Origin of the sequence: Enterobacter cloacae complex sp. P47BA, from assembly GCF_014930485.1 — a bacterium.
Lineage (GTDB): Bacteria > Pseudomonadota > Gammaproteobacteria > Enterobacterales > Enterobacteriaceae > Enterobacter > Enterobacter bugandensis.
On record NZ_JADBRF010000001.1, the window covers coordinates 493,852 to 517,265 of the forward strand.

Below are 23,414 nucleotides of genomic sequence, written 5' to 3' on the forward strand. Positions count from 1 at the left end.
GAAATAAACTGTTGGCTATGGTGAAGCACTTCCATGGGTGTCGTCAAATATTTACTTAGCCTTGTGATTTACTGCACATTTTTACCCGTTTTCCAGGGAAATATCAGACCGCGGAAGCCTGGATTAACCGCTGTTTGAAGCGCTGGGCAGCATGACTCTGTTCGCGATGTTTTGACCACACCAGCCACATCTCCGAAACGGCATCCTCCTCGGCGATAGCAACCCAGCGCATCTCGCGCAGCTGTACCCGCTTAAAGGAGGCCGGGAGTATCGACACGCCCAGCCCGGCGGCGACCAGGCCGATAATGGTCATCGCCTCTCCCACTTCCTGGGTAATGACCGGCGCCAGATCGTAGCGGCGCATCAGCCCCAGAATATCGTCATACAGGCCCGTCCCGACCTGCGGGTCAAAAAAGACAAACGGCTCTTTTGCCAGCTCCGCCAGCGAAACCGCCGGACGCGACGCCAGCGGGTGATCGTTCGGGATCATGGCCATCAGCGGTTCGCGCAGGATAACCTCCCACGCCAGCGTGTCCGGCAGCTGGGTATTACGCATCAGCCCCAGATCGAGCGCACCTTCGTTAAGCGGCGCAATCTGCTCGCGGGTATTAATTTCGCGCGTCTGAATATGCACGTCCGGAAAATGACGGCGGAATGACGAAAGCGTCTGCGAGACGGCGCTGATAAACGGCGCGGACGAGGTAAACCCGATCCGCAGCTCTCCGGCTTCCCCAAGATAGAGCCGTTCCGCCCGGGCTGCGGCGTCATCGACCATGCTCAGAATTTGTCGGCTGTCGATCAGAAACTGCTTACCCGCTGCCGTCAGGCTCACGCTGCGGTTGGTGCGGGCCAGAAGACGCGCCCCGACCTGCTGTTCGAGGATTTGAATCTGCTGGCTTAAAGGCGGCTGAGAAATGTTCAGCCGTGCCGCCGCGCGGCCAAAATGCAGCTCTTCGGCGACGGCGACAAAGTAGCGAAGATGACGCAGCTCGATATTCATATTTCTAAAGTATCATTTGAGATTATTAATATATTAGACAGAATATTTACATTTTCCTACCCTAAACGTGTGGTCATACCCGTCACCAGAAATCACGGGGATGTTTAAGCAAGGAAACTGTGTGAGTCGTACATCTACCATTGATATCGAGCCGGCCAGAGATATTAATGATTTGCCTGTAGCATCGCAGCCGGTTCAGTTCATCAAACGTGGTACCCCCCAGTTTATGCGTGTCACGCTGGCGCTCTTTTCCGCCGGTCTGGCAACGTTTGCCCTGCTCTACTGCGTTCAGCCGATTCTGCCCGTTCTCTCCCACGAGTTTGGCGTATCGCCTGCCAGCAGCAGCGTTTCGCTTTCCATTTCAACCGGGATGCTGGCAATTGGCCTGCTTTTTACCGGCCCGCTCTCCGACGCCATTGGCCGTAAACAGGTGATGGTAACCGCCCTGATGCTGGCCTCGGTCTGTACGTTACTCTCGACAATGATGACCAGCTGGCACGGCATTTTGATGATGCGCGCGCTGATCGGGCTCTCGCTCAGCGGCGTGGCGGCAGTCGGGATGACCTATCTCAGCGAGGAGATCCATCCGAGCTTCGTTGCCTTTTCGATGGGGCTGTACATCAGCGGGAACTCGATTGGCGGGATGAGCGGGCGTCTGCTGAGCGGGGTATTCACGGACTTCTTTAGCTGGCGCATTGCGCTGGCGGTGATCGGGTGTTTTGCGCTGGCATCGGCCCTGATGTTCTGGAAAATCCTGCCAGAATCGCGCCATTTTCGCCCGACGTCTCTGCGCCCGAAAACGCTGTTTATCAACTTCCGCCTTCACTGGCGTGACAAAGGTTTACCGCGACTGTTTCTGATGGGATTCCTGCTGATGGGTTCCTTCGTGACGCTGTTTAACTATATTGGCTACCGCCTGATGCTCTCGCCGTGGCATCTGAATCAGGCCGTTGTGGGTTTGCTTTCCGTGGCCTATCTCACCGGTACGTGGAGTTCGCCGAAAGCCGGGGCGATGACGGCACGCTTTGGCCGCGGGCCGGTGATGCTGGTGTTTACCGCGGTGATGCTGCTCGGCCTGCTGCTGACGCTTTTCTCTTCCCTGTGGCTTATCTTTGCCGGGATGCTGCTCTTCTCCGCAGGCTTCTTCGCCGCTCACTCCGTCGCCAGCAGCTGGATTGGCCCGCGCGCGCGTCGCGCCAAAGGCCAGGCATCGTCGCTGTATCTGTTTAGCTATTATCTGGGCTCAAGCATCGCCGGGACGCTGGGCGGCGTGTTCTGGCATCACTACGGCTGGAACGGCGTGGGCGGATTTATCGCGCTGATGCTCTGTGCCGCACTGCTGGTGGGCGCAAGCCTTCATAAATGCCTGAGATAATCATCCTGCGGGCTGATGCCCGATCCAGATAAACGGCACCAGCTTACTGGTGCCGTTTCACGTTCAGGAATCCCAGGCCTGCTCTATCTTACCGGCTTCAAACTGCGGAGGCGGTTTTCGGAAGCGGCGCGTGAGCCAGGTCAGGTAAAGGACACCCAGTGCCGCCCAGATGAGGCCAAGCGTCAGGGACGTCGCTTCGAGGTTTACCCACAGCACGCCGACCGTTGCGGCACCAATGAGTGGCAGCAGGAAATAGTGGAGCCGATCTTTCCACGTTTTGTTCAGCCCCTTACGCCGCCAGAAATGGTTGTACACCGAGAGATTAACAAACGTAAACGCCACCAGCGCGCCAAAGTTGATCAGCGCCGTCGCGGTCACCAGATCAAAGTACAGGGCCGACAGCGCCACTATCCCTACCATAATCACGTTCAGGGCCGGAGTGCGCCATTTCGGATGCACGTAGCCAAACACCCGCTCAGGAAAGACGTTGTCACGCCCCATCACATACAATAAGCGTGAGACGCTGGCGTGCGAGGCCAGGCCTGAAGCGAGCGTATTCACAAACGTGGTACACAGAAACACCGACTGGAAGAGCTTGCCGCCCACGTACAGCGCAATTTCCGGCAGCGCGGCGTCCGGGTTCTTGAAGCGCGCGATCGTCGGGAAAAAGAGCTGCATGAAAAACGAGGCAACAATAAATATCAGCCCGCCATACAGTGCGGTCAGGAAAATGGCTTTGGGAATAACCCGCGCCGCGTTTGGCGTCTCCTCCGACAGCGTGGTGACCGCGTCAAAGCCGAGGAAAGAGAAGCAGACGATAGTCGCGCCGGTAATGATAGGAAGCAGGTGCGCGTTCTCGCTGATAAACGGCTGGAGCGACCAGACGGTGCCAACCCCCTCACCCTTGTGCAGGCCATGCACTACGAGTATGACAAACACCACCATGATGGCGACCTGCACCAGCACAAACAGGGTGTTAAAGTTGGCGACCAGGTTAACGCTTTTCAGGTTCGCCAGCGTCAGGATCGTTACAAACCCCACCACCCAGACCCAGGGCGGGACTTCAGGGAACAACGCGGAAAGGTAGATCTTCGCCAGCAGCACGTTGATCATCGGCAGGAAGAGATAGTCCAGCAGCGATGACCAGCCGACCATAAAGCCTAAGTGGGGGCCGATCGATTTCTGCGTGTAGGTATAAGCAGAGCCCGCTTCCGGGAACTGTCGCACCAGTTTGCCGTAGCTGATGGCGGTAAACATGACGCCCGCCAGCGCCAGGAGATACGAGGCGGGCACGTGTCCGTTGCTGATACCGGACACAATGCCGAAGGTATCAAACACGGTCATGGGAGTGAGGTAAGCCAGCCCCATCATGACCACCTGCCAGAGCTTGAGGGAACTGCGCAGCCGGGTTCTTCCGGCCATGCGCGGCGAGTCAAGAGAGGTGTTAGTCGCCATAAACCATCCCCCCCATGCTTACCGTGGTTTGCAATCGCGTTGACCGTAACGCAAACCTGCTTAGCAAAGGGGGAAGTTGTAAAGAACATACGCGATCGTACCAGCGCAGCGTCTCTCGCTCGCACTCACAGCAGGCGCCTGACTGGCCCCCTTCGCCCTGCGGATAGTTGAACATCTGCATCATTTCCTACCTCGTCACACAGTGTCGTTAAGAAAGTCCCTGTGCCGCCTGCGCTCCATAACGCGACTCCCGGGAGATAGCTGGCGTGCCAGCGAACGTTTCGGCCAGGCTCCGCGCAGGCCGTTTGGTGATACGTATGCGATGAAACAAAGCGGCCCCTAACCGGGGCACGTCATCAGGCGTTTTTCAGCATCCACTCAATTTCTGTTTCGGTAATCAGGCGTTCAAACTGCAGTAATTCATCATTTTTGCAGGCGTGATAGACGTGGCAGAAACGTTCGCCCAGCCGCTCGCGAAGATGATCGTTTTGCATGAATTCCCACAGCGCATCGCTCTGACGAATCGGGAACGGCAGTCCGTCCTGCTCCAGACCGTTGCCTTCCACTTCTTCCTGCAGGGGCAAATCGTTATCCAGCCCATGTAAAATACCGGCAAAAATCGCCGCCATCACCAGATACGGGTTCGCGTCTGCTCCCGCCACCCGGTACTCGACCCGATGATTATGGCGATCGCCGCAGGGGATACGCAGGGCGACGGTGCGATTGTTGTGTCCCCATGACGCCTGCGTCGGCACGTACATTCCCGGCTGGAAACGGCGGTAAGAGTTGACGTTCGGTGCCAGCAGCGCCATGGATGCAGGCATCAGATCGATCATTCCGGCCAGCGCGCGTTTCAGCAGCGCGGAATCCTCGCCGCTGGCGTCTGCGAGCACGTTTTCGCCTCGGTTGTTTTGCATGCTGATGTGGATATGCATCCCGCTGCCCGCATGCTCTTCATACGGCTTTGCCATAAACGTGGCGTGCATCTTATGCTTTTCCGCCATCTGCCTGACGAGACGCTTAAGCGCCAGCGCATCATCGCAGGCATCAAGCACGTTTTCCGTATGGTGCAGGTTTATCTCAAACTGGCCCGGGGAGGCCTCAGCCACGGCCCCGTCGGCGGGGATCAGCTGCAGCTGCGCCAGTTCGTCAATGTCGTTCAGCACGTCAGCAAAGTGGTTCAGGTTATCAACCGAGTAGACCTGACTCTGCGTGTTACGTACGTCGGTACCCGGCGCGCAGGGTGGCTGCAGATAGCCGTCGGCATCGCGCTTACGGTCAAGTAAATAGAACTCCAGCTCTACCGCTACCACGGGGAACAGACCGCGCTGGCGCAGCTGCTGCCAGAGTCGGTTGAGTACGTTCCGCGGCTCAACGTCAAAGGGAGCGCCATCTTCATCGACCATGGTGAGCTGCACCTGACCAATGTATTCCGGGTCGGCGGCGGACGGCGTCAGGGTACCCGGTACCGGCACGCAGATACAGTCCGGCTCGCCGAGCTCCTGCCCCAGGCCCGCCTCTTCCACGACGTTACCCAGAATGTCCATGGCGAAAACCGATGCCGGGAAATAGCAGCCTTTTTCAAGCTTGCTCAGTCCGGCAACCGGGATGCGCTTGCCGCGAAAACAGCCGTTCAGGTCGGTCAGGAGGACATCAATAAACTGGGTGTCAGGATACTTTTCTAAATAGCGCTTCACTTCCTGCGTAAAGGCGCTGCCCCGCCTCTCATCCGTGTGCTGCACAAAGTTCTCAACTTCTACGATATTGGTTTCCATGATTTACCACCGTTTTTGGGATTTGCGTTCGCTGCTCTGGACTGTCAAATATAATGTCCACTCTATCGAATCTGTATGCAAACAAATTGTTTGTCAAATGTTAAATTAAGTTTGCAAAAGGCAGATCCCGTTGCTAGATTGAGAAAATATTGAACGAAAAGGCCGTTTCACAGGCGAGAATGGCCTAAATTTAGTCCACTTTGTGAGGGCGATCATGGAAAATATAATGAACAAGCCAGTTATTGGCGTAGTGATGTGCAGAAACAGGCTTAAGGGTCATGAGACCCAGACCCTGCAAGAAAAGTACCTGAATGCCATTATTAACGCGGGGGGCTTACCGATTGCCTTACCCCATGCGCTGGCAGAGCCAGAGCTACTTACCGCTCTGCTGCCAACCCTGGACGGGATTTACCTGCCGGGCAGCCCAAGTAACGTGCAGCCGCACCTTTATGGTGAAAACGGCGATGAGCCTGACGCCGATCCCGGGCGAGATCTTCTGAGTATGGCGCTGATTGCCGCCGCGCTCGAAAGGCGCATCCCCATTTTCGCCATCTGCCGGGGGCTGCAGGAACTGGTTGTTGCGACGGGAGGAACGCTGTATCGCCGCCTGTTTGAGCAGAACGACCTGCTTGAACACCGGGAAGATCCTGAACTGCCGGTTGAGCTACAATACGCCCCTTCTCATGAGGTTCAGGTTCAGGAGGGAGGACTGCTGTCTCAATTAATACCAGGCTGTAACACATTTTGGGTAAACTCGTTACACGGGCAAGGTGCACGAACGTTAGGACCACGGCTCCGCGTGGAGGCCCGTTCGACGGACGGGCTGGTCGAAGCGGTCAGCGTTCATGACCACCCTTTTGCCCTCGGCGTGCAATGGCACCCCGAATGGAACAGCAGCGAGTACGCCCTCTCACGTATGTTGTTTGATGGTTTTATCACCGCCTGTCAAAGCCACATTGCCGAGAAGCAACGGCTTTGACCACTACCGTAAAGGAAATGCAACTATGAGCGATGACGGACTGGCGCCAGGGAAACGTCTGTCTGAGATCCGCCAGCAATTGGGTCTCTCGCAGCGGCGTGCCGCCGAACTGTCTGGGTTAACACACAGTGCCATCAGCACCATTGAGCAGGACAAAGTGAGTCCTGCCATCAGTACGCTGCAAAAGCTGCTGAAAGTCTATGGGCTGTCGCTCTCGGAATTCTTTTCGGAACCGGAAAAACCTGATGAACCGCAGGTGGTTATTAATCAGGAAGACCTTATCGAAATAGGCAGTCAGGGAGTTTCGATGAAGCTGGTTCATAACGGAAATCCGAACCGTACGCTGGCGATGATTTTTGAAACTTACCAGCCTGGAACCACGACCGGAGAGAGGATCAAACATCAGGGTGAGGAGATCGGTACGATACTGGAAGGTGAAATAGTGCTGACCATTAATGGCCAGCCTTATCACCTGGTTGCGGGGCAGAGCTATGCCATCAATACCGGCATACCGCACAGCTTCAGCAATACCTCGGCAGGCATCTGCCGCATTATCAGTGCCCACACCCCCACCACGTTCTAATTACCACTCAGTCCCGGCGTAAGCGCACTTACGCCGGGACAAATAAAAACGATCAATGTCGGCATTCAACGGGTTAATTCCCGGGATGCCCCACGGCTTCGTATTGCCTGAAACGGCCATGCCTTTATTTATCTGATTGCGAAAGAAAGGAGTGAATATGCATTTTCAGCACCTGACTTACTGGCAGGATAAAGCAAAAAACAGCGCCATTGAGACCCGGTTATTTATTAACGGTGCCTATTGTGACGCCGCCGATAATGCCACGTTTGAAACTGTCAATCCCGCTACCCAACAGACGCTGGCGAACGTGGCCCGGGGCAAGCAGGCGGACGTGGACCGCGCGGTTCAGGCCGCACGTGAGGTATTTGAGCGCGGCGACTGGTCGCAGGCGTCTCCGGCCCAGCGCAAGGCCGTGCTGAATAAGCTCGCCGATTTAATGGAACGCCACGGCGAAGAGCTGGCCTTACTGGAAACGCTGGACACCGGGAAACCCATCCGCCACAGCCTGCGCGACGATATTCCCGGCGCGGCGCGCGCCATTCGCTGGTACGCCGAAGCGGCGGATAAAGTCTACGGCGAAGTGGCGCCTACGGGTCCGGGCGAGCTGGCGATGATCGTGCGCGAACCGATCGGGGTTGTCGCGGCCATCGTTCCCTGGAACTTCCCGCTGCTGCTGGCCTGCTGGAAGCTGGGCCCGGCGCTGATCGCGGGCAATAGCGTGGTATTGAAACCGTCGGAGAAATCACCGCTCACCGCCCTGCGCCTGGCCGGGCTGGCGAAAGAGGCGGGCCTGCCGGACGGCGTGCTGAATGTGATAAGCGGTTACGGCCACGAAGCGGGCCAGGCGCTGGCACTGCACCCGGAGGTCGAGGTGCTGACGTTTACCGGCTCTACCCGTACCGGCAAGCAGCTCTTGAAGGACGCGGGAGAAAGCAACATGAAGCGCGTCTGGCTGGAGGCTGGCGGCAAGAGCGCCAACATTATTTTTGCCGACTGTCCGGACCTGGACAAGGCCGTGAGCGCGACCGCCGCCGGGATTTTTTATAACCAGGGGCAAGTCTGTATCGCCGGTACCCGCCTGCTGCTCGAAGACAGCATCGCCGATGATTTCCTGGCAAGGCTGAAAGCGCAGGCCCGTCACTGGCAGCCGGGCGATCCGCTCGACCCTGACAGCACGATGGGCATGCTCATCGACGCTGCGCACGCCGATACCGTCCACACGTTTATTCGCGAAGGAACCCGGAAAGGTACGCTGCTGCTGGACGGGCGGGAACAATCATGGCCTACCGCAGTCGGTCCAACCATTTTTGTCGACCTCGACCCTGCCTCCCCGCTGTGCCGGGAAGAAATTTTCGGGCCGGTGCTGGTCGTCACCCGTTTTAAAACCGAAGAGGAAGCCTTAACGCTGGCCAACGACAGTGAATACGGGCTTGGCGCGGCGGTATGGACCCGCGATCTTTCCCGGGCGCACCGCATGAGCCGCCGCCTGAAAGCCGGCTCGGTCTTCGTCAATAACTATAACGACGGCGACATGACCGTCCCCTTTGGCGGCTATAAGCAGAGCGGCAACGGTCGCGATAAGTCCCTGCACGCGCTGGAAAAATTTACCGAACTGAAAACCATCTGGATTGCCCTGGAGCCTCAATCATGACCGAACATACCACCAGCTACTACGCGGCCAGCGCGAATGCTTATGAACCTTTCCCGACGCTGAACGAGTCGATCAGCTGTGACGTGTGCGTGGTGGGCGGCGGCTATACCGGCCTCTCCTCCGCGCTGCATCTCGCCGAAATGGGCTACGACGTGGTGCTCCTTGAAGGGGCGCGCATCGGCTTCGGCGCCAGCGGACGCAACGGCGGCCAGCTGGTTAACTCCTACAGCCGCGATATCGACGTGATCGAGAAAAACTACGGACCCGATGCTGCGAAAGTGCTCGGGAGCATGATGTTTGAAGGCGGGGAGATCATCCGGGAGCGTATCCAGCGCTATCAGATCCAGTGCGACTATCGTCCCGGCGGGCTGTTTGTGGCGCTAAACCATAAGCAGCTGGAGACGCTGGAGGAGCAAAAGGCCAACTGGGAACGTTACGGCAACACCCAGCTGGAGCTGCTGGACGCCAGCGCCATCCGCCGGGAAGTCGACAGCGACCGCTATACCGGTGCGCTGCTGGACCGCAGCGGGGGGCACATTCATCCGCTGAACCTGGCGATCGGCGAAGCGGACGCCATTCGCCTGAACGGTGGGCGTGTATATGAACAGTCTCCGGTGACCGCCATTCAGCACACCAGCCCGGCAGTAGTAAGCACGCAGCATGGCCAGGTCACGGCCCGCTACGTGATCGTCGCCGGGAATGCCTATCTGGGCGATAAGATAGAACCGGAGCTGGCAAAACGCAGCATGCCCTGCGGCACCCAGGTGGTGACCACCGCCCCGCTGCCGGAGGAGGTCGCCCGCACGCTGATCCCCAATAACTACTGCGTGGAAGATTGCAATTATCTGCTGGATTACTACCGCCTCACCGCAGACAACCGCCTGCTGTACGGCGGTGGCGTCGTCTATGGCGCGCGCGATCCGGACGATGTCGAACGCCTGGTGATGCCAAAGCTGCTGAAAACCTTTCCTCAGCTGGCAGGCGTCAAAATCGACTACCGCTGGACGGGCAACTTCCTGCTGACCCTGTCGCGGATGCCGCAGTTTGGCCGTCTGGACAAGAACATCTATTACATGCAGGGCTACAGCGGCCACGGCGTGACCTGCACCCACCTGGCCGGACGGCTGATCTCGGAACTGTTGCGCGGTGACGCTGAGCGCTTTGATGCGTTTGCCAACCTCCCGCACTACCCCTTCCCGGGCGGCCGCAGCCTGCGGATTCCATTCACGGCGATGGGCGCGGCGTACTACAGCCTGCGCGATCGTCTTGGCGTATGATCGTTTCGACAAAAGGGTATCTGACATGAGTAACCAGGAATTTCATCAGCGCAGACTTTCTGCCACCCCGCGCGGCGTAGGCGTAATGTGTAATTTCTTTGCCCGCACGGCGGAGAATGCCACCCTCACCGACGTGGAAGGCAACGACTATATTGATTTCGCCGCGGGGATCGCGGTGCTGAATACCGGCCATCGTCATCCTGAACTGGTGGCCGCGGTGGAAAAACAGCTTCACCAGTTCACCCACACGGCCTACCAGATTGTGCCGTATGAAAGCTACGTTTCATTAGCTGAAAAACTTAACGAGCTGGCCCCGGTCCAGAGCCCGGCCAAAACGGCGTTCTTCACCACGGGCGCAGAAGCGGTGGAAAACGCCATTAAAATCGCCCGGGCCCACACCGGCAGACCGGGCGTGATTGCCTTCGGCGGAGGCTTTCACGGCCGAACCTATATGACCATGGCCTTAACCGGCAAGGTCGCGCCTTATAAGCTGGGATTTGGCCCCTTCCCGGGGTCGGTTTATCACGTGCCGTATCCCTCCGAGCTGCACGGCATCACGACGCAGGATGCCATCACGGCGATAGAACGCCTGTTCAAAGCGGATATTGAGGCGAAACAGGTGGCGGCGATTATTTTTGAACCCATTCAGGGTGAAGGCGGATTCAACGTCGCCCCGCCAGAGCTGGTGGCCGCCATCCGCCGAATCTGTGATGAGCACGGGATCGTGATGATTGCCGACGAAGTGCAGAGCGGCTTCGCCCGTACGGGTAAACTGTTTGCCATGGAACACTACGCGGACAAGCCCGACCTGATGACGATGGCGAAAAGCCTGGCAGGCGGAATGCCGCTGTCTGGCGTGGTGGGTCGCGCCGAAATCATGGACGCGCCGGCTCCCGGCGGTCTGGGGGGGACCTATGCAGGCAACCCGCTTGCGGTGGCCGCCGCGCACGCGGTGCTGAAGATTATCGACAACGAGTCACTGTGCGCCCGCGCCTGTCATCTGGGGGATCGACTGAAAGCCACGCTGGAGGAGATTCAGGGCACCTTCCCTGCGCTCGTGGCGATAAGGGGGAGAGGATCGATGATTGCGGCGGAGTTTTTTGATCCCGAGAGCCGTGAGCCTTCGGCCGCCATCGCGCAGGCGATACAGCAAAAGGCGCTCGCCCAGGGCCTGCTGTTATTGATCTGCGGCCAGTACGGCAACGTGATCCGCTTCCTTTATCCGCTGACCATTCCGGATGCTCAGTTCAACCAGGCGCTGGCGATCCTGCAACAGGTTATGCGCGATAAGTCCTGAGTGCCCACCGAAAACCGTCTCCCGGCATTCCGGAGACGGTTTCAACGGAGGAGATCGGCATAGATTTCCTCCGTGTGGGAAATGTTGGGGAATTTGCTCGGTTTCATTGTATGCTCCCTGAAACACATCCCTGGCAAGAGGAAATAAGAATTGCAAAAAACATCCGCCTATCAGTCACTTGTGAAAACCTTCCAGCGCCTCTCTCGCTTCTCGCATCTCTCCTCCATCGCCAGCTGGGACATGTTCACCATGATGCCGCCAGGCGGCAGCGCCGCGCGCGGTGAAGCGCTGGCAGAGATGAGCGTCCTGCAACATCAGATCCTGACCGATAAAAAAGTCGGCGACCTGTTAGCGGCCGCAGCAGGGGAAGATCTGAATGACGTCGAACAGGCCAACCTGCGTGAAATGACGCGACAGTATCAGCAGGCTACCCTGCTGCCGGAATCGCTGGTGGAAGCCAAATCCCTGGCGGGCAGCAGGTGCGAGCACGCCTGGCGTACGCAGCGTCCCGCGAACGACTGGCAGGGCTTTTCCGCCAACCTGAAAGAAGTGGTGAAACTCAGCCGTGAAGAAGCCCGCCTGCGCGCAGAAGCCAAAGGCTGTACGCCGTACGACGCGCTGCTGGATATTTTTGAACCGGACATGACCAGCGCGCGCCTGGACGTGCTGTTTGGTGATATGAAAACCTGGCTGCCAGACCTGCTGGCAAGCGCGGTGGAGAAACAGGCTCAGCGGTCGTTCGTTCCGCCGCAGGGCCCCTTCCCGACGGCAACCCAGCGCGAACTGGGTCTGGAAGCCATGAAGATGCTCGGCTTCGATTTCAACGGCGGTCGCCTGGACGTGAGCGCGCACCCGTTCTGCGGCGGCGTACCGGAAGACGTGCGCATCACCACGCGCTATGATGAAGACGAGCTGCTCAGCGCGCTGTTTGGCGTGATCCACGAAACCGGACACGCGCGCTACGAACAAAACCTGCCGCGCGCGTGGGCAGGCCAGCCTATTGCCCTGGCCCGCTCAACCGCGATCCACGAATCCCAGAGCCTGTTCTTTGAGATGCAGTTGGGACGCAGCGAAGCCTTCCTTAAGCACCTCCTCCCTGCCGTTCACGCCCGCTTTGGCAGTCAGGCGGCGTTTAGCGAAGAGAACTTTATCGCCTGGAACCAGCGCGTGAAGCCAGGCTATATCCGCGTCGATGCCGACGAAGTGAGCTACCCGGCACACGTGGTGCTGCGCTATGAGATTGAGCGCGCGCTGATCAACGGCGAGATCGAGGTGGACGATATCCCCGCCCTGTGGGATGAGAAAATGCAGGCCTGGCTCGGGTTGTCTACCAAAGACAACTACCGCAACGGCTGCATGCAGGATATCCACTGGACCGACGGCGGGTTTGGTTACTTCCCGTCGTACACGCTGGGCGCGATGTATGCCGCGCAGCTGTTCCATGCTGCAAAGACCGCGCTTCCGGGACTGGCGTCCTCCATCGCTGAAGGGGATTTTTCCGCCCTCTTTGAGTGGCTGCGTCAGAACATCTGGCAGCACGGTAGCCGCTTTAGCACGTCGCAGTTAATCACCCAGGCGACGGGGGAAGATCTGAATATCCGCTACTTCCGCGAACACCTGACCTCACGCTACCTGTAATGATAAGGCCGGGGATTCTTCCCCGGCCTTGTACATATGGTTACACGCCGATACCAATCACTCACGGAAACCCCGAATTTACAGGGATATAGTTATTTCAACGGCCCCGCAGTGGGGTTAAATGAAAAACCAAATTCGAGGGTATGAACATGAAAAAAGTATTAGCTCTGGTTGTTGCCGCTGCTATGGGTCTGTCTTCTGCTGCGTTTGCTGCTGAAACCACTGCTGCACCAGCTGCTGCGGCGCCTGCTGCAACGACCACCGCGGCGCCAGCAAAAACCGTGCATCACAAGAAACACCACAAAGCCGCTAAACCGGCTGCAGAGCAAAAAGCGCAGGCAGCTAAAAAGCACCACAAAAAAGCCGCTAAACCAGCCGTAGAGCAGAAGGCTCAGGCTGCGAAAAAGCACCACAAGAAAGCCGCTAAACCAGCCGTAGAGCAGAAAGCCCAGGCTGCGAAAAAGCATCACAAAAAAGCAGTAAAACACGAAGCTGCTAAACCAGCTGCACAGCCAGCTGCGTAAGCGTACAAGCTTAACCGTGCCCTGCGGGGCACGTTGGTAAACCGGCGCTGAACCGGAAAAGGTTCTGCGCCGTTTTTTTTATCCGGAGGGCGTATGCTGCGACGCTATCGGTTTGAGCTGATTCTTATCCTGCTTATTTTATGCGCGCTCATCGCCAGCCGCTTTTATCTTTCCTGACTGTAGCACGCTGATTTTACTCCCACTTTAGCGCCGTCCCGTCTATAGTATTTTCATAGGGTTCACTTTTAATAATCATAATTACCCCCACCAGAGTGTGATATGCGTAAATCTGTTGTGTTGTTGCTGGGAACGTTTGGCCTTTTTTCTGGATTTTCACAGGCGGATGATGGCGGTGATAACGCCATTAGCGCGAAAGAGCTAAAGACGCTTTTTTTCGGTCATGACGATCGTACTCGCGTCACCGATCCTACCCAGGCTCCCTGGGACGCTATAGGCCAACTGGAAACCGCCAGCGGCAACCTGTGTACCGCGACGTTAATCACCCCGCAATTAGCGCTGACGGCGGGCCACTGCCTGTTGACGCCACCCAACGGTAAGCCAGACAAAGCGGTTGTCTTACGATTTGTGTCGCAAAAAGGGATCTGGCGCTATGAAATCCACGGCATTGAAGGCCGGGTTGATGCTTCTCTTGGGAAGCGTCTTAAACCGGATGGCGACGGCTGGATTGTGCCGCCCGCGGCAGCCTCGTGGGATTTTGGCCTGATTATTTTGCGCTACCCGCCTTCGGGCATTACGCCGCTGCCGTTATTTGACGGCGATAAAGCGGCGCTCACCGCCGCGCTGAAAGCCGCCGACCGCAAGGTAACGCAGTCAGGCTACCCGGTCGATCATCTCGATGCGCTTTACACCCACACGGACTGTATCGTGACGGGCTGGGCGCAGACCAGCGTGCTTTCCCATCAGTGCGATACGTTGCCTGGCGACAGCGGTTCACCGCTGATGCTGAAAACCGATAACGGCTGGCAGTTGATTGGGGTTCAAAGCTCCGCCCCGGCGGCGAAAGACCGCTGGCGAGCCGATAACCGGGCCTTATCCGTCACCGGTTTTCGCGATAAGCTGGAAGCGCTGGCTAAAGAGTAAGCCAGCGCGGCTGTCTGTGAATCAGGGTTACCGATTGATCAGGCGAGTTTTATCATGATCATGCCCGCCAGCAGCAAGATCAGCCCTATCCAGCCTTTATTATTTAAACGCTGCCCGAAAAGCACCCACCCTGCGGCCAGGGTGGCGGCGATACCAAAACCGCCCCACAACGCATAGGCCACGGACAGATCGATACCTTTGACCGCCTGTGACAGAGCGCTAAATGCCCCCAGCACTGCGGCAATCGACATCAGGCCATAAACCTTACGGCGAAAACCGTCAGAAAATTTCAGCAGAACGTTCGCCAGAATTTCCAGCACGATGGCGAAGCCCAGCCAGGCCGCATGAACCCATTCAAACTGTTGCATGGTTCTGCTCCTTCTGCTGTTTTGTCGGTTTACGGGTACCTGATTTAATCAGCACGATACCCGCGACCAGCGTCGTTAACCCGGCGACCTTCATTGTTGTTAATGTTTCGTCGAATATCAGAACGCTGAACAGCGTAATCAATAAAATACCGATCCCTTCCCACAGCGCATAGGCCACACCCAGCGCAATTTTCTTCACCGCAAATGAGAGGAAAATATAGGAAAGGGATATCATCACCAGCATTAAAATAAAACCGGTATTGCCCTCGCTGACGCTTGCCCATTTCATTGACAGCGTGCCGGTAATTTCAGCGAGGATAGCCAGGGCTAATAAGATCCAGTAAAACATGTTTTTCTCCTGCTTGAGAATATAATCCATCGTGGCCCGCCGCATGCAGCAAACCAAAAAAATATGAAATTAAATCAGATAGCTAAGCGCGTAGCGCCAGCTCAGGCAGAAGAGGTGACTATAGTGCGGTACGCCAGTGTTGCTCACCAGCAATCAGGCAGAAGGAGGTAGAAAATAGAGCAGCGTTGTTTGAAGAATAGGTCCTGAACAAATTGTCCATAAAATTACAATTATCCGCGTTGTTGCTTCTCGTCTTTGCGGATGAAAATTGTCCTCGGTAGTTGAACACGCCAAATTTGTACCATAACTGAAGATTTTACTCAAAGTCTTTTCAATTCTTTACCCATCCCGTTTGATTTTGGTTAGTTTATTGCAGGACGTTTACCCTCTATTATAAATAAAAAGCGTTTTTTGGAGTCACCATGGCTAAACCCATTATTACCCTCAACGGGTTAAAAATTGTCATCATGCTGGGCATGCTGGTGATCATACTCACGGGCGTTCGTTTTGCCGCCGACATCATTGTGCCCTTTATTCTGGCCCTGTTTGTTGCGGTGATCCTTAACCCACTGGTCCGGCGCATGACGCGGCTGCGCATCCCGCGCGTGCTGGCAATTACCCTGCTAATTAGCGTCATTATTTTCGCCATGGTGTTACTGGTTGCGTATCTGGGTACCTCGTTGAACGAACTGGCGCGAACGCTGCCGAAATACCGTTCCTCGCTGGCGATACCGCTGCTGCAGCTTGAGCCCTGGCTTCAGCGCGCGGGAATAGAAGTCTCGGTTGAGGAGCTTCTTAAATATATCGACCCTAATGCGGCCATGACCATCGTCACAGGCCTGCTGACGCAGCTTTCCAATGCCATGACCTCGATTTTCCTGCTGTTTTTAACGGTGGTGTTCATGCTGCTGGAGGTGCCACAGCTGCCCGCAAAGTTACAGCAAATCATGGTTCGTCCGGTTGAAGGAATGGGCGCTATTCAGCGCGCGCTGGACAGCGTTTCACGCTATCTGGTACTGAAAACCGTCATCAGCCTGGTCACCGGGGTGGTGGTCTGGGGAATGCTGGTGGCGCTGGACGTCCGCTTTGCGTTCGTCTGGGGGTTACTGGCATTTGCGCTCAATTACATTCCTAACATCGGCTCCGTGCTGGCGGCAATCCCCCCTATTCTTCAGGTGCTGGTGTTCAGCGGATTTTATGATGCGCTGATTCTGCTGGCCGGCTATCTGGCGATTAACCTGGTGTTCGGGAATATTCTTGAACCGCGAATGATGGGGCGTGGGCTGGGGCTTTCGACGCTGGTCGTCTTTTTGTCCCTGATTTTCTGGGGCTGGCTGCTCGGTCCCGTAGGCATGCTGCTCTCCGTTCCGCTGACCATCATCGTGAAGATTGGTCTGGAACAGACGGCGGGCGGGCAAAGCATCGCCGTGCTGCTGAGCGATATGAGCCATCAATAGCCGTCATTCCGCCATCGACATGAGGGGCTTGCTTGCCCTTCCTCCTTCACGGTAAGCCCTGAGCGCCCTCTGCCAGTCCGTCAGAGGGTACACCGTTCCGGGGCTGTACGCGCTGGCGCGCATCCGGGGCCAGATTTGATCGAACTCCGCGCGCCACGCCTCTGCGCTGAGCCCATCCAGATAGTTACGAATATGGAACCACGCCACGCGCGGCAGGGGCCGCTGCTGGCGGAAGGTCTGCCCGGAGAGCAGCCCGTAGCAGACAAATATGCCCTGCTCCGGCAGTACGCTCAGGATCGCTTCCGCCAGCGCCCCGCCGGTTGCATCGTAAACGACGTCGGCACGCGCGGCAACGGAGAGGATCCGCTGCATGTCATGCTGTGCGACAGGAACGATCCCCATCGCCGCCAGCCGTTCAGCGTGAACGGGCGAACGATGAATACCGTACACCGCCTCTGCCCCCGCCAGACGCGCCCACTGCCCGAGCAGAATGGCGCAATCCGAACCGGCGGCTGTGAGCAGCACCCGCTTTCCCTGCGGTGGATAGTGGCTCAACATCATCTGCGCCGCCAGCGGGTTGATATAGGCCCGCGCGGCCAGGCGTGAATCGACATCATCCGGCACGGGGATCGCATACTCTGCCGGGCAATCCGCATAGCGCTGCCAGGTGCCCTGCCCGCGCAGCGGCAGAACGCGTTTACCCTGCAGATGCGCAAAAGACGCGGGCGCCTGAATGACAACGCCGACGCCTTCATACCCCGCGACGGCGGGCAGCGGGGTTCTGTGGCGGTAAGCGCCGGTAATGGGAATGAGATCGGACGCGTTCACCGGCGCATACAGCATTTGCACGCGGAGGTGTCCCGGCGCAAGCGCGCCCGGCGGCGCGGTTTCAGGTTGCAGAACAGATTCTGGCTCGCCAAAACGGCGATACCAGAGGGCCAGATTTTCCATTACGATCTCACGGCTGACGGCGGAATACTTAATCGCGCCAGCCCATTGCCGGTGCGACATGTTTGAGAATGGACTCAATCACGTGCGCATTGTAATCCACACCGAGCTGGTTCGGTACGGTCAGTAATAACGTATCAGCCTCGGCAATCGCCTCGTCCTTCTTTAGCTGTTCAATCAGCCTGTCAGGCTCCGCGGCATAGCTGCGCCCGAAGATCGCGCGCGTTTTTTCATCAAGATACCCCACGCTATCGCTGTCGTTGCGGCTGGCGCCGAAATACATCCGGTCGCGGTCGTCCATCAGGGCAAAAATACTGCGGCTGACCGAGACGCGCGGCTCGCGCGCATGCCCTGCCTCTTTCCAGGCCTGACGATAGGCGCGGATCTGTTTTGCCTGCTGAATATGGAACGGCTCACCGGTTTCGTCGTCTTTCAGGGTTGAGCTTTGCAGGTTCATGCCGAGCTTAGCGGCCCATACCGCCGTCGCATTTGAACCGGCGCCCCACCAGATGCGCTCCCGCAGCCCTTCAGAATACGGTTCCAGGCGCAGCAGCCCAGGCGGATTGGGGAACATCGGCTGTGGATTCGGCTTTGCAAACCCTTCGCCGCGCAGCACCTCAAGCAGCACCTCGGTATGACGGCGCGCCATGTCCGCTTCGTTTTCCCCTTCCTGCGGGACATAGCCGAAATGACGCCAGCCATCAATGACCTGCTCCGGGGAGCCGCGGCTGATGCCAAGCTGCAAACGGCCGCCGGAGATCAGATCTGCCGCGCCCGCATCCTCGGCCATATACATCGGGTTTTCATAGCGCATATCAATCACGCCCGTACCGATTTCAATGGTTTTCGTTTTCGCGCCTATTGCCGCCAGCAGAGGGAACGGCGAGCTAAGCTGACGAGCGAAGTGGTGCACGCGGAAATAGGCGCCGTCTGCGCCCAGCTCTTCAGCGGCCACGGCCAGGTCGATGGACTGCAGCAGCGTGTCTGCCGCCGAGCGCGTGCCGGACTGCGGAGAAGGCGTCCAGTGACCAAACGATAAAAAACCGATCTTTTTCATAACCCTGTGTCCTGATAATGCGTTGCGTTCTGTCCACTTTACGCATTACCCGGTAAGAATAAATGCCGTTTATTTAACGGAATGCATCAAATAAATTGACGGAATAGAGGGGTTCGTCATTCCGCTCCATAATGGATATAATATTCCCCACTTTTTTCATGGCAGGTAAAACCGGCAATGGCTCTGATCCCTAAAAACTACGCGCGACTGGAAAGCGGCTATCGCGAGAAAGCATTAAAAATCTATCCCTGGGTCTGCGGACGCTGCTCGCGGGAGTTCGTCTATTCCAACCTGCGTGAATTGACGGTTCACCATATCGATCATGACCATACTAACAACCCGGAAGATGGCAGCAACTGGGAGCTGTTGTGCCTGTTTTGCCACGATCACGAACATTCGAAATACACCGAAGCGGATCAGTACGGCACCACCGTGGTCGCCGGTGAAGACGCGCAAAAAGACGTGGGTGTCGCCACGTTTAACCCGTTTGCCGATTTAAAAGCGATGATGGATAAGAAGAAATAATCTTCTCGTCCGCTCGTGCTCCGCGATTTTAAAATGTCCAGGTGATAGCGGCGGTTGCAGCCCTCTCATTGCGCCGCATCACTATTGTGCTTTCATTCGCATGGTCGCCAAGCCAGGTATAGTCCGCGCTCAGGACCGTTCCCCAGTGAGCATCGAACTGATGGCTCCAGGTCAGGCTGGTGTCGACGCCATAAAATCCCCCCGGCGCTGAATAGCGGTGATAGCCGGTGCGGCGGCTCTGCTGCTCGCTGACCCCATACCAGGTATTCAGATAACGGCTGTCGCCAAACAGAGCCGCAGACTGAAGGGCGATCGTGTCCTCGCTGTTTTGCAGGGGAATCAACGTAACGGACGCCTGATAACTTACGCCCTGGCAGTCCGTTAACGGTAGCGTCGCCTTACCCTCAACGCTTAGCCAGGACGCAGCCTGCCAGCCGACGGCCAGGCCGGTATTCAGGGTGGCATCAATGTCCCCCATCCCCTTCAGATTGTTTGCGCCCTCACGCCAGCCAGAATTTTTCTCTGCCCTCCCGAGGTCGTAACCCAGCGTATGTTCCAGGTACCAACCGCTGTCGTTTTGCAGGTCATATCCCACTCCTTTTTGTGCATCAATAAAGAAAGCACCCTTGCGCCCCTGCAGCACAGGAACCACCTGCCACACCTGCTTGTCTGAGCCTGAATAACGGGGGGCATAGTGACCGCCCAGCCCGACGGTTAAAGAGCCGGAAGCGGCGTCATCATCCGCCTGCACACCTGAGGCAACGGCCATCAGAAGCGGAACGGTCATATACAGGCCTTTTTTTATCGCTATCATACTGTTCTCCACGCAGACGCTGGCGTCTGCTGATTCAGGGTCTGCCACACAATGTTGGCGCAGTATGGTTTGGCTAAATCAATGAATCGTCGGGATAGTGTTAAGAAACGGTCAAGGTGAACGGATGTTGTCCAGAAGAGTGCTGATTATTGAAGATGACGCCGATGCGGCTGGCGTGCTTGAAGCCTATTTACGTCGTGAAAATTACGATGTCACCATTACCGGAGACGGTCTTTCCGGGCTGGATATGGCGCAGCGGTGGAAACCCGACCTCATCCTGCTGGACGTGATGCTGCCCGGGCTTAACGGCACCGAAGTGCTGGCCGGACTGCGTCGTAAAAGCGATGTACCGGTGATCATGGTCACCGCCATGGGCGACACCCCCGATCGCATTGGTGCCCTGCGGTACGGTGCCGATGATTATGTTGTGAAACCCTATCATCCGGGAGAAGTCGTGGCTCGCGTACAGGCGGTGCTGCGACGCAGCAGTAAAAAAGAGACAGACGACGAGATCCTTCGCTGGCAAACGCTGGAGGTGGATGTGGCCGCCATTGTGGCGAGCGTGGATAACAGCGGCGACGCGCCCGTGATGCTCGATCTTACGCCAACGGAATTCTCGCTTCTGGCAACGCTGCTGCGCTCTCCCGCACGCCCCTTTTCCCGTCAGTACCTGCTGGAACACTGTCTGCCGGAAAGCGAGGCGCTGGAGCGCGTGGTGGACACCCATATTTATAACCTGCGTAAAAAACTCGAAGCGGCGGGTATTTCCGGCGTGTTGATTAACGTTCGCGGCGTGGGATACAGGTTCAGACAACCATGATAAAAAACCGGCACTCCTCTCTCTGGCGCTGGATTTGCGCGCGTATCCTGGCACTGGCCATCGGCAGCGTGATCGTCATTGCCACCTGCATGTGGCTACGTTATGCGGTACAGAACTACTGGATAATGGGCAGAATGCCAGCGGCGGTCCGGCAGGAATTTCTGACGCTCAGCCAGAACCCACAGGCCGATCCGGCCCGCTTTCACAGCATTGTGGATACCTGGTGGGGGCTGAGTTATTCCACGCCATCCATCGCCTCTGCGGACTGGGTTACGGTGGCCCTGCTGGTGCTGGTGATGATCCCGTTTATTGTGGTGATGGGGTTAAAACACGCCCGACCGCTGGCGCTGCAGTTCAGCCGTCTTCGCGATGCCGCCAAAGATGTCGCCGACGGGCAGTTTGGCCGTCAGGCTGAACTGGTCAAGGATGCGCCAGCGGAAATGGTCAGCTTTGCAAACGACTTTAACTCCATGACTGGGCAACTCGCCCGCTATGAAAAAGAGCTCCGCGCCTCGCACGTCGCGATGGCGCACGAGCTGCGCTCGCCCCTGACGGCCGCCATTGGTCGTCTGCAGGGCATGTTGGACGGTGTGTTTGATGCCAGCCCGGTGCAGCTGGGAATGGTGATGAAACAGCTTCAGCATCTTAATCGCCTGACCGATGAGCTTCACCTTCTCTCGTTAGCGGACGCGGGAAATCTGGTGCTGGAAGAGCAGACCTTTTCTCTGGATGAGCTTATTCAGGAGCGGGCGGCCTGGATCATGCCGCAGGCCGAAGCGCATCATTTTACGATTACGCTGCGTAACCCGCGTACGTGCCCGTTCAGAGGCGATGCGTTCCGCATGGGGCAGGTATTTACTATCCTTATGGAAAATGCACTACGCTACGGGCGCGAAGGCGGCCATCTTGAGGTGGCGCTGCACTACGCCAGCGGGCATTACGCCATTGAATTTCACGATGACGGACCGGGCGTATCCCCCCAGTTCTTACCGGACATGTTTAAGCGCTTTAGCCGTGAGGAGCAGTCCCGCGCGCGGCATTCCGGCGGCAGCGGCCTCGGTTTGTCTATCGCCCGGGCGATTTGTCAGGCACATGGGGGCACGATCGAGGCCTCATTACCGGAAACGGGCGGCCTTGCTGTGCGTATTTTGTTACCCTGTCAGCCGTCCGGTAATGAAAATATCCACTCTTGACAAACCCTTGACAGAACATCGAATCTTTCTCGACGTAGCGCGCATTTAATAACGCCCTCATCTTTATGGAGCGGCGTTATGTCAGACGAATTTGTTCTCTCCCTCCGCCACTGCCTGCACCATCTGTACGGCGTGGCGCGCACTCTTCCCTGGGTAAATTTTCTCCCTCTGGTCCTGCTCGCGCTGGTGATTTTTCCGCTCACCGGCTGCGGTGACAAACAGGAAAATAAGCCTGCCCCAGTGCGTACGGTGCGCTACGTCGTCGTACGTACAGCCCAAACCCTCCCCGCGCTGGAAAGGACCGGTGAGATCCATGCCCACGATGAAACGACGCTGAGCTTTCAAACCGGGGGGCGAATACTGACGCGCAGCGTTGATATTGGCGATCGGGTTAATGCCGGACAGCTGCTGGCCACACTTGAAAATACCACCGGACAAAATCAGCTCGACAGCGCAACGGCTGACTATGAAGGGGCCACAGCCTCAGCGCAGGTTGCCGCGCTTAACGTCAGCCGAATGCAAAAGCTCATGCCGACGGGCGCAATAGCCCGCACGCAACTCGACAGCGCCCGCGCGGACTGGCTTGTCGCCCGCGCGCGATTAAAAAGCAGCGAGGCCGCGTGGCGTAACGCCCGCGAAAGCCTTGGCTGGACGCGCCTTATCGCTCCACAAACCGGCACGATCACCGAGGTCAGCGCCTCTGCGGGCCAGGTTGTCAGCGCGGGACAGACGGTGCTTACGCTGGCAACCGGCGAAGCCCGCGACGTAGCGTTTGATATCGCCACGCCCGATGCGATACCGCCGCTGGATAAGGCGGAATTGCGGGTTTCCCTGCTCAGCGACCCGTCGGTACAGGCATCTGCCGTGCTGCGGGATATCACCCCGCAGGCCGATCCTCAGACCCGCACCTGGCGCGTCAGAGCCACCCTGATAAACCCGCCAGCGGCGATAGCGCTGGGTGCCAGCGTCACCGTCACCCTGCCCTCGACTGGACCGCGAGGTTACGTCATTCCCGCATCGGCGCTGAGCCGAACAGGAGATAGACCGGCGGTGTTCGTGATCAACCCGCATTCGCAGGCGCAGCTGCGCGCGGTGGTGCCTGCCTGCTATACGGCCTCCTCGGTGATTATCGCCTCCGGCCTTGAGCCAGGCGACCGGGTGATTACGGCTGGCGTGAGCAAACTCCGTTCCGGAGAGCCGGTGGTACCCGGGGAGGTTCAGCCATGAA

General features: G+C 57.5%; 23 protein-coding genes. 15 read left to right on the forward strand and 8 right to left on the reverse strand.

From position 1 onward, the window contains the following. Nucleotides 1-103: 103 nt before the first annotated feature. The gene (locus tag IM299_RS02300; RefSeq protein ID WP_028012978.1) at nucleotides 104-1,000 is read right to left on the reverse strand and encodes a LysR family transcriptional regulator; all 897 of its coding nucleotides are present in this window, start codon (nucleotides 998-1,000) and stop codon (nucleotides 104-106) included. Between the two features lie 121 nt (nucleotides 1,001-1,121). Here IM299_RS02300 and IM299_RS02305 point away from each other — a divergent pair, with 121 nt between their 5' ends. Continuing rightward, the gene (locus IM299_RS02305; RefSeq protein ID WP_041912016.1) at nucleotides 1,122-2,375 is read left to right on the forward strand and encodes an MFS transporter; all 1,254 of its coding nucleotides are present in this window, start codon (nucleotides 1,122-1,124) and stop codon (nucleotides 2,373-2,375) included. A gap of 63 nt (nucleotides 2,376-2,438) precedes the next feature. Here the strand turns inward: IM299_RS02305 and IM299_RS02310 are convergent, their stop codons facing one another. Beyond that, nucleotides 2,439-3,830 carry an APC family permease gene (locus tag IM299_RS02310; RefSeq protein ID WP_041910246.1) on the reverse strand — a complete coding sequence of 464 codons (1,392 nt, stop codon included), beginning with the start codon at nucleotides 3,828-3,830 and terminating at the stop codon, nucleotides 2,439-2,441. Between the two features lie 356 nt (nucleotides 3,831-4,186). After that, a complete protein-coding gene (locus IM299_RS02315) occupies nucleotides 4,187-5,605 on the reverse strand; it encodes a glutamine synthetase family protein (protein WP_024909135.1) in 1,419 nt (472 codons plus the stop codon). 214 nt (nucleotides 5,606-5,819) lie between these two features. Between IM299_RS02315 and puuD the strand changes: the two genes are divergently transcribed. From puuD to IM299_RS02355, 9 genes are all read left to right on the forward strand, one after another. Then, entirely contained in the window at nucleotides 5,820-6,584 is a 765-nt protein-coding gene (gene puuD / locus IM299_RS02320) for a gamma-glutamyl-gamma-aminobutyrate hydrolase (protein ID WP_028012974.1), read from the forward strand. Between the two features lie 25 nt (nucleotides 6,585-6,609). Beyond that, the gene (puuR, locus tag IM299_RS02325; RefSeq protein WP_013096835.1) at nucleotides 6,610-7,167 is read left to right on the forward strand and encodes an HTH-type transcriptional regulator PuuR; all 558 of its coding nucleotides are present in this window, start codon (nucleotides 6,610-6,612) and stop codon (nucleotides 7,165-7,167) included. Between the two features lie 157 nt (nucleotides 7,168-7,324). Beyond that, the gene (gene puuC / locus IM299_RS02330; RefSeq protein ID WP_193356978.1) at nucleotides 7,325-8,818 is read left to right on the forward strand and encodes an aldehyde dehydrogenase PuuC; all 1,494 of its coding nucleotides are present in this window, start codon (nucleotides 7,325-7,327) and stop codon (nucleotides 8,816-8,818) included. Continuing rightward, nucleotides 8,815-10,095, forward strand: a complete 1,281-nt coding sequence (locus tag IM299_RS02335) for an FAD-binding oxidoreductase (RefSeq protein ID WP_028012971.1) — start codon at nucleotides 8,815-8,817, stop codon at nucleotides 10,093-10,095. The genes puuC and IM299_RS02335 overlap by 4 nt, the downstream gene beginning before the upstream one ends. 25 nt (nucleotides 10,096-10,120) lie before the next feature. Beyond that, on the forward strand, nucleotides 10,121-11,392 hold the full coding sequence (gene puuE / locus IM299_RS02340; RefSeq protein WP_041910252.1) for a 4-aminobutyrate transaminase: 1,272 nt from the start codon (nucleotides 10,121-10,123) through the stop codon (nucleotides 11,390-11,392). Between the two features lie 150 nt (nucleotides 11,393-11,542). Next, complete coding sequence (locus tag IM299_RS02345) at nucleotides 11,543-13,030, forward strand: carboxypeptidase M32 (RefSeq protein WP_045261459.1); 1,488 nt, start codon at nucleotides 11,543-11,545, stop codon at nucleotides 13,028-13,030. 149 nt (nucleotides 13,031-13,179) lie between these two features. After that, nucleotides 13,180-13,554, forward strand: coding sequence for an acid resistance repetitive basic protein Asr (gene asr, locus IM299_RS02350; protein ID WP_032642591.1), 375 nt, complete (start codon nucleotides 13,180-13,182; stop codon nucleotides 13,552-13,554). A gap of 93 nt (nucleotides 13,555-13,647) precedes the next feature. Continuing rightward, nucleotides 13,648-13,731 (forward strand): hypothetical protein, encoded by an 84-nt coding sequence (locus IM299_RS23070; RefSeq protein WP_023617729.1) that lies wholly within the window; start codon nucleotides 13,648-13,650, stop codon nucleotides 13,729-13,731. Between the two features lie 102 nt (nucleotides 13,732-13,833). Beyond that, entirely contained in the window at nucleotides 13,834-14,655 is an 822-nt protein-coding gene (locus IM299_RS02355; RefSeq protein ID WP_028012967.1) for a serine protease, read from the forward strand. A gap of 38 nt (nucleotides 14,656-14,693) precedes the next feature. Here IM299_RS02355 and mdtI read toward each other — a convergent pair whose 3' ends face one another. Beyond that, a complete protein-coding gene (gene mdtI / locus IM299_RS02360; protein WP_028012966.1) occupies nucleotides 14,694-15,023 on the reverse strand; it encodes a multidrug/spermidine efflux SMR transporter subunit MdtI in 330 nt (109 codons plus the stop codon). Then, nucleotides 15,010-15,372: a multidrug/spermidine efflux SMR transporter subunit MdtJ gene (mdtJ, locus tag IM299_RS02365; RefSeq protein ID WP_028012965.1), complete on the reverse strand. Its 363-nt coding sequence runs from the start codon at nucleotides 15,370-15,372 to the stop codon at nucleotides 15,010-15,012. The genes mdtI and mdtJ overlap by 14 nt, the downstream gene beginning before the upstream one ends. Nucleotides 15,373-15,794: 422 nt before the next feature. On the opposite strand from mdtJ, the gene IM299_RS02370 reads away from it, so the two are divergent. Next, nucleotides 15,795-16,829, forward strand: a complete 1,035-nt coding sequence (locus tag IM299_RS02370; RefSeq protein WP_041910260.1) for an AI-2E family transporter — start codon at nucleotides 15,795-15,797, stop codon at nucleotides 16,827-16,829. Between the two features lie 3 nt (nucleotides 16,830-16,832). Here the strand turns inward: IM299_RS02370 and IM299_RS02375 are convergent, their stop codons facing one another. Both IM299_RS02375 and IM299_RS02380 read right to left on the reverse strand, forming a co-directional pair. Continuing rightward, nucleotides 16,833-17,780, reverse strand: coding sequence for a zinc-dependent alcohol dehydrogenase family protein (locus IM299_RS02375; protein ID WP_193356979.1), 948 nt, complete (start codon nucleotides 17,778-17,780; stop codon nucleotides 16,833-16,835). Nucleotides 17,781-17,808: 28 nt separating this feature from the next. Next, entirely contained in the window at nucleotides 17,809-18,834 is a 1,026-nt protein-coding gene (locus IM299_RS02380) for an LLM class flavin-dependent oxidoreductase (RefSeq protein ID WP_048956325.1), read from the reverse strand. Between the two features lie 177 nt (nucleotides 18,835-19,011). Between IM299_RS02380 and yajD the strand changes: the two genes are divergently transcribed. Continuing rightward, on the forward strand, nucleotides 19,012-19,359 hold the full coding sequence (gene yajD, locus IM299_RS02385) for an HNH nuclease YajD (protein ID WP_003857471.1): 348 nt from the start codon (nucleotides 19,012-19,014) through the stop codon (nucleotides 19,357-19,359). 28 nt (nucleotides 19,360-19,387) lie between these two features. On the opposite strand, the gene IM299_RS02390 is transcribed toward yajD, so the two are convergent. Next, nucleotides 19,388-20,173 (reverse strand): MipA/OmpV family protein, encoded by a 786-nt coding sequence (locus tag IM299_RS02390; protein ID WP_193356981.1) that lies wholly within the window; start codon nucleotides 20,171-20,173, stop codon nucleotides 19,388-19,390. 124 nt (nucleotides 20,174-20,297) lie between these two features. On the opposite strand from IM299_RS02390, the gene IM299_RS02395 reads away from it, so the two are divergent. From IM299_RS02395 to IM299_RS02405, 3 genes are all read left to right on the forward strand, one after another. Continuing rightward, complete coding sequence (locus IM299_RS02395; protein ID WP_048956323.1) at nucleotides 20,298-20,993, forward strand: response regulator; 696 nt, start codon at nucleotides 20,298-20,300, stop codon at nucleotides 20,991-20,993. After that, nucleotides 20,990-22,186 (forward strand): cell wall metabolism sensor histidine kinase WalK, encoded by a 1,197-nt coding sequence (locus IM299_RS02400; protein ID WP_193356982.1) that lies wholly within the window; start codon nucleotides 20,990-20,992, stop codon nucleotides 22,184-22,186. Before IM299_RS02395 ends, IM299_RS02400 begins: the two co-directional genes overlap by 4 nt. A gap of 78 nt (nucleotides 22,187-22,264) precedes the next feature. Further along, the gene (locus IM299_RS02405) at nucleotides 22,265-23,413 is read left to right on the forward strand and encodes an efflux RND transporter periplasmic adaptor subunit (RefSeq protein WP_192986078.1); all 1,149 of its coding nucleotides are present in this window, start codon (nucleotides 22,265-22,267) and stop codon (nucleotides 23,411-23,413) included. Nucleotide 23,414 lies beyond the last annotated feature (1 nt).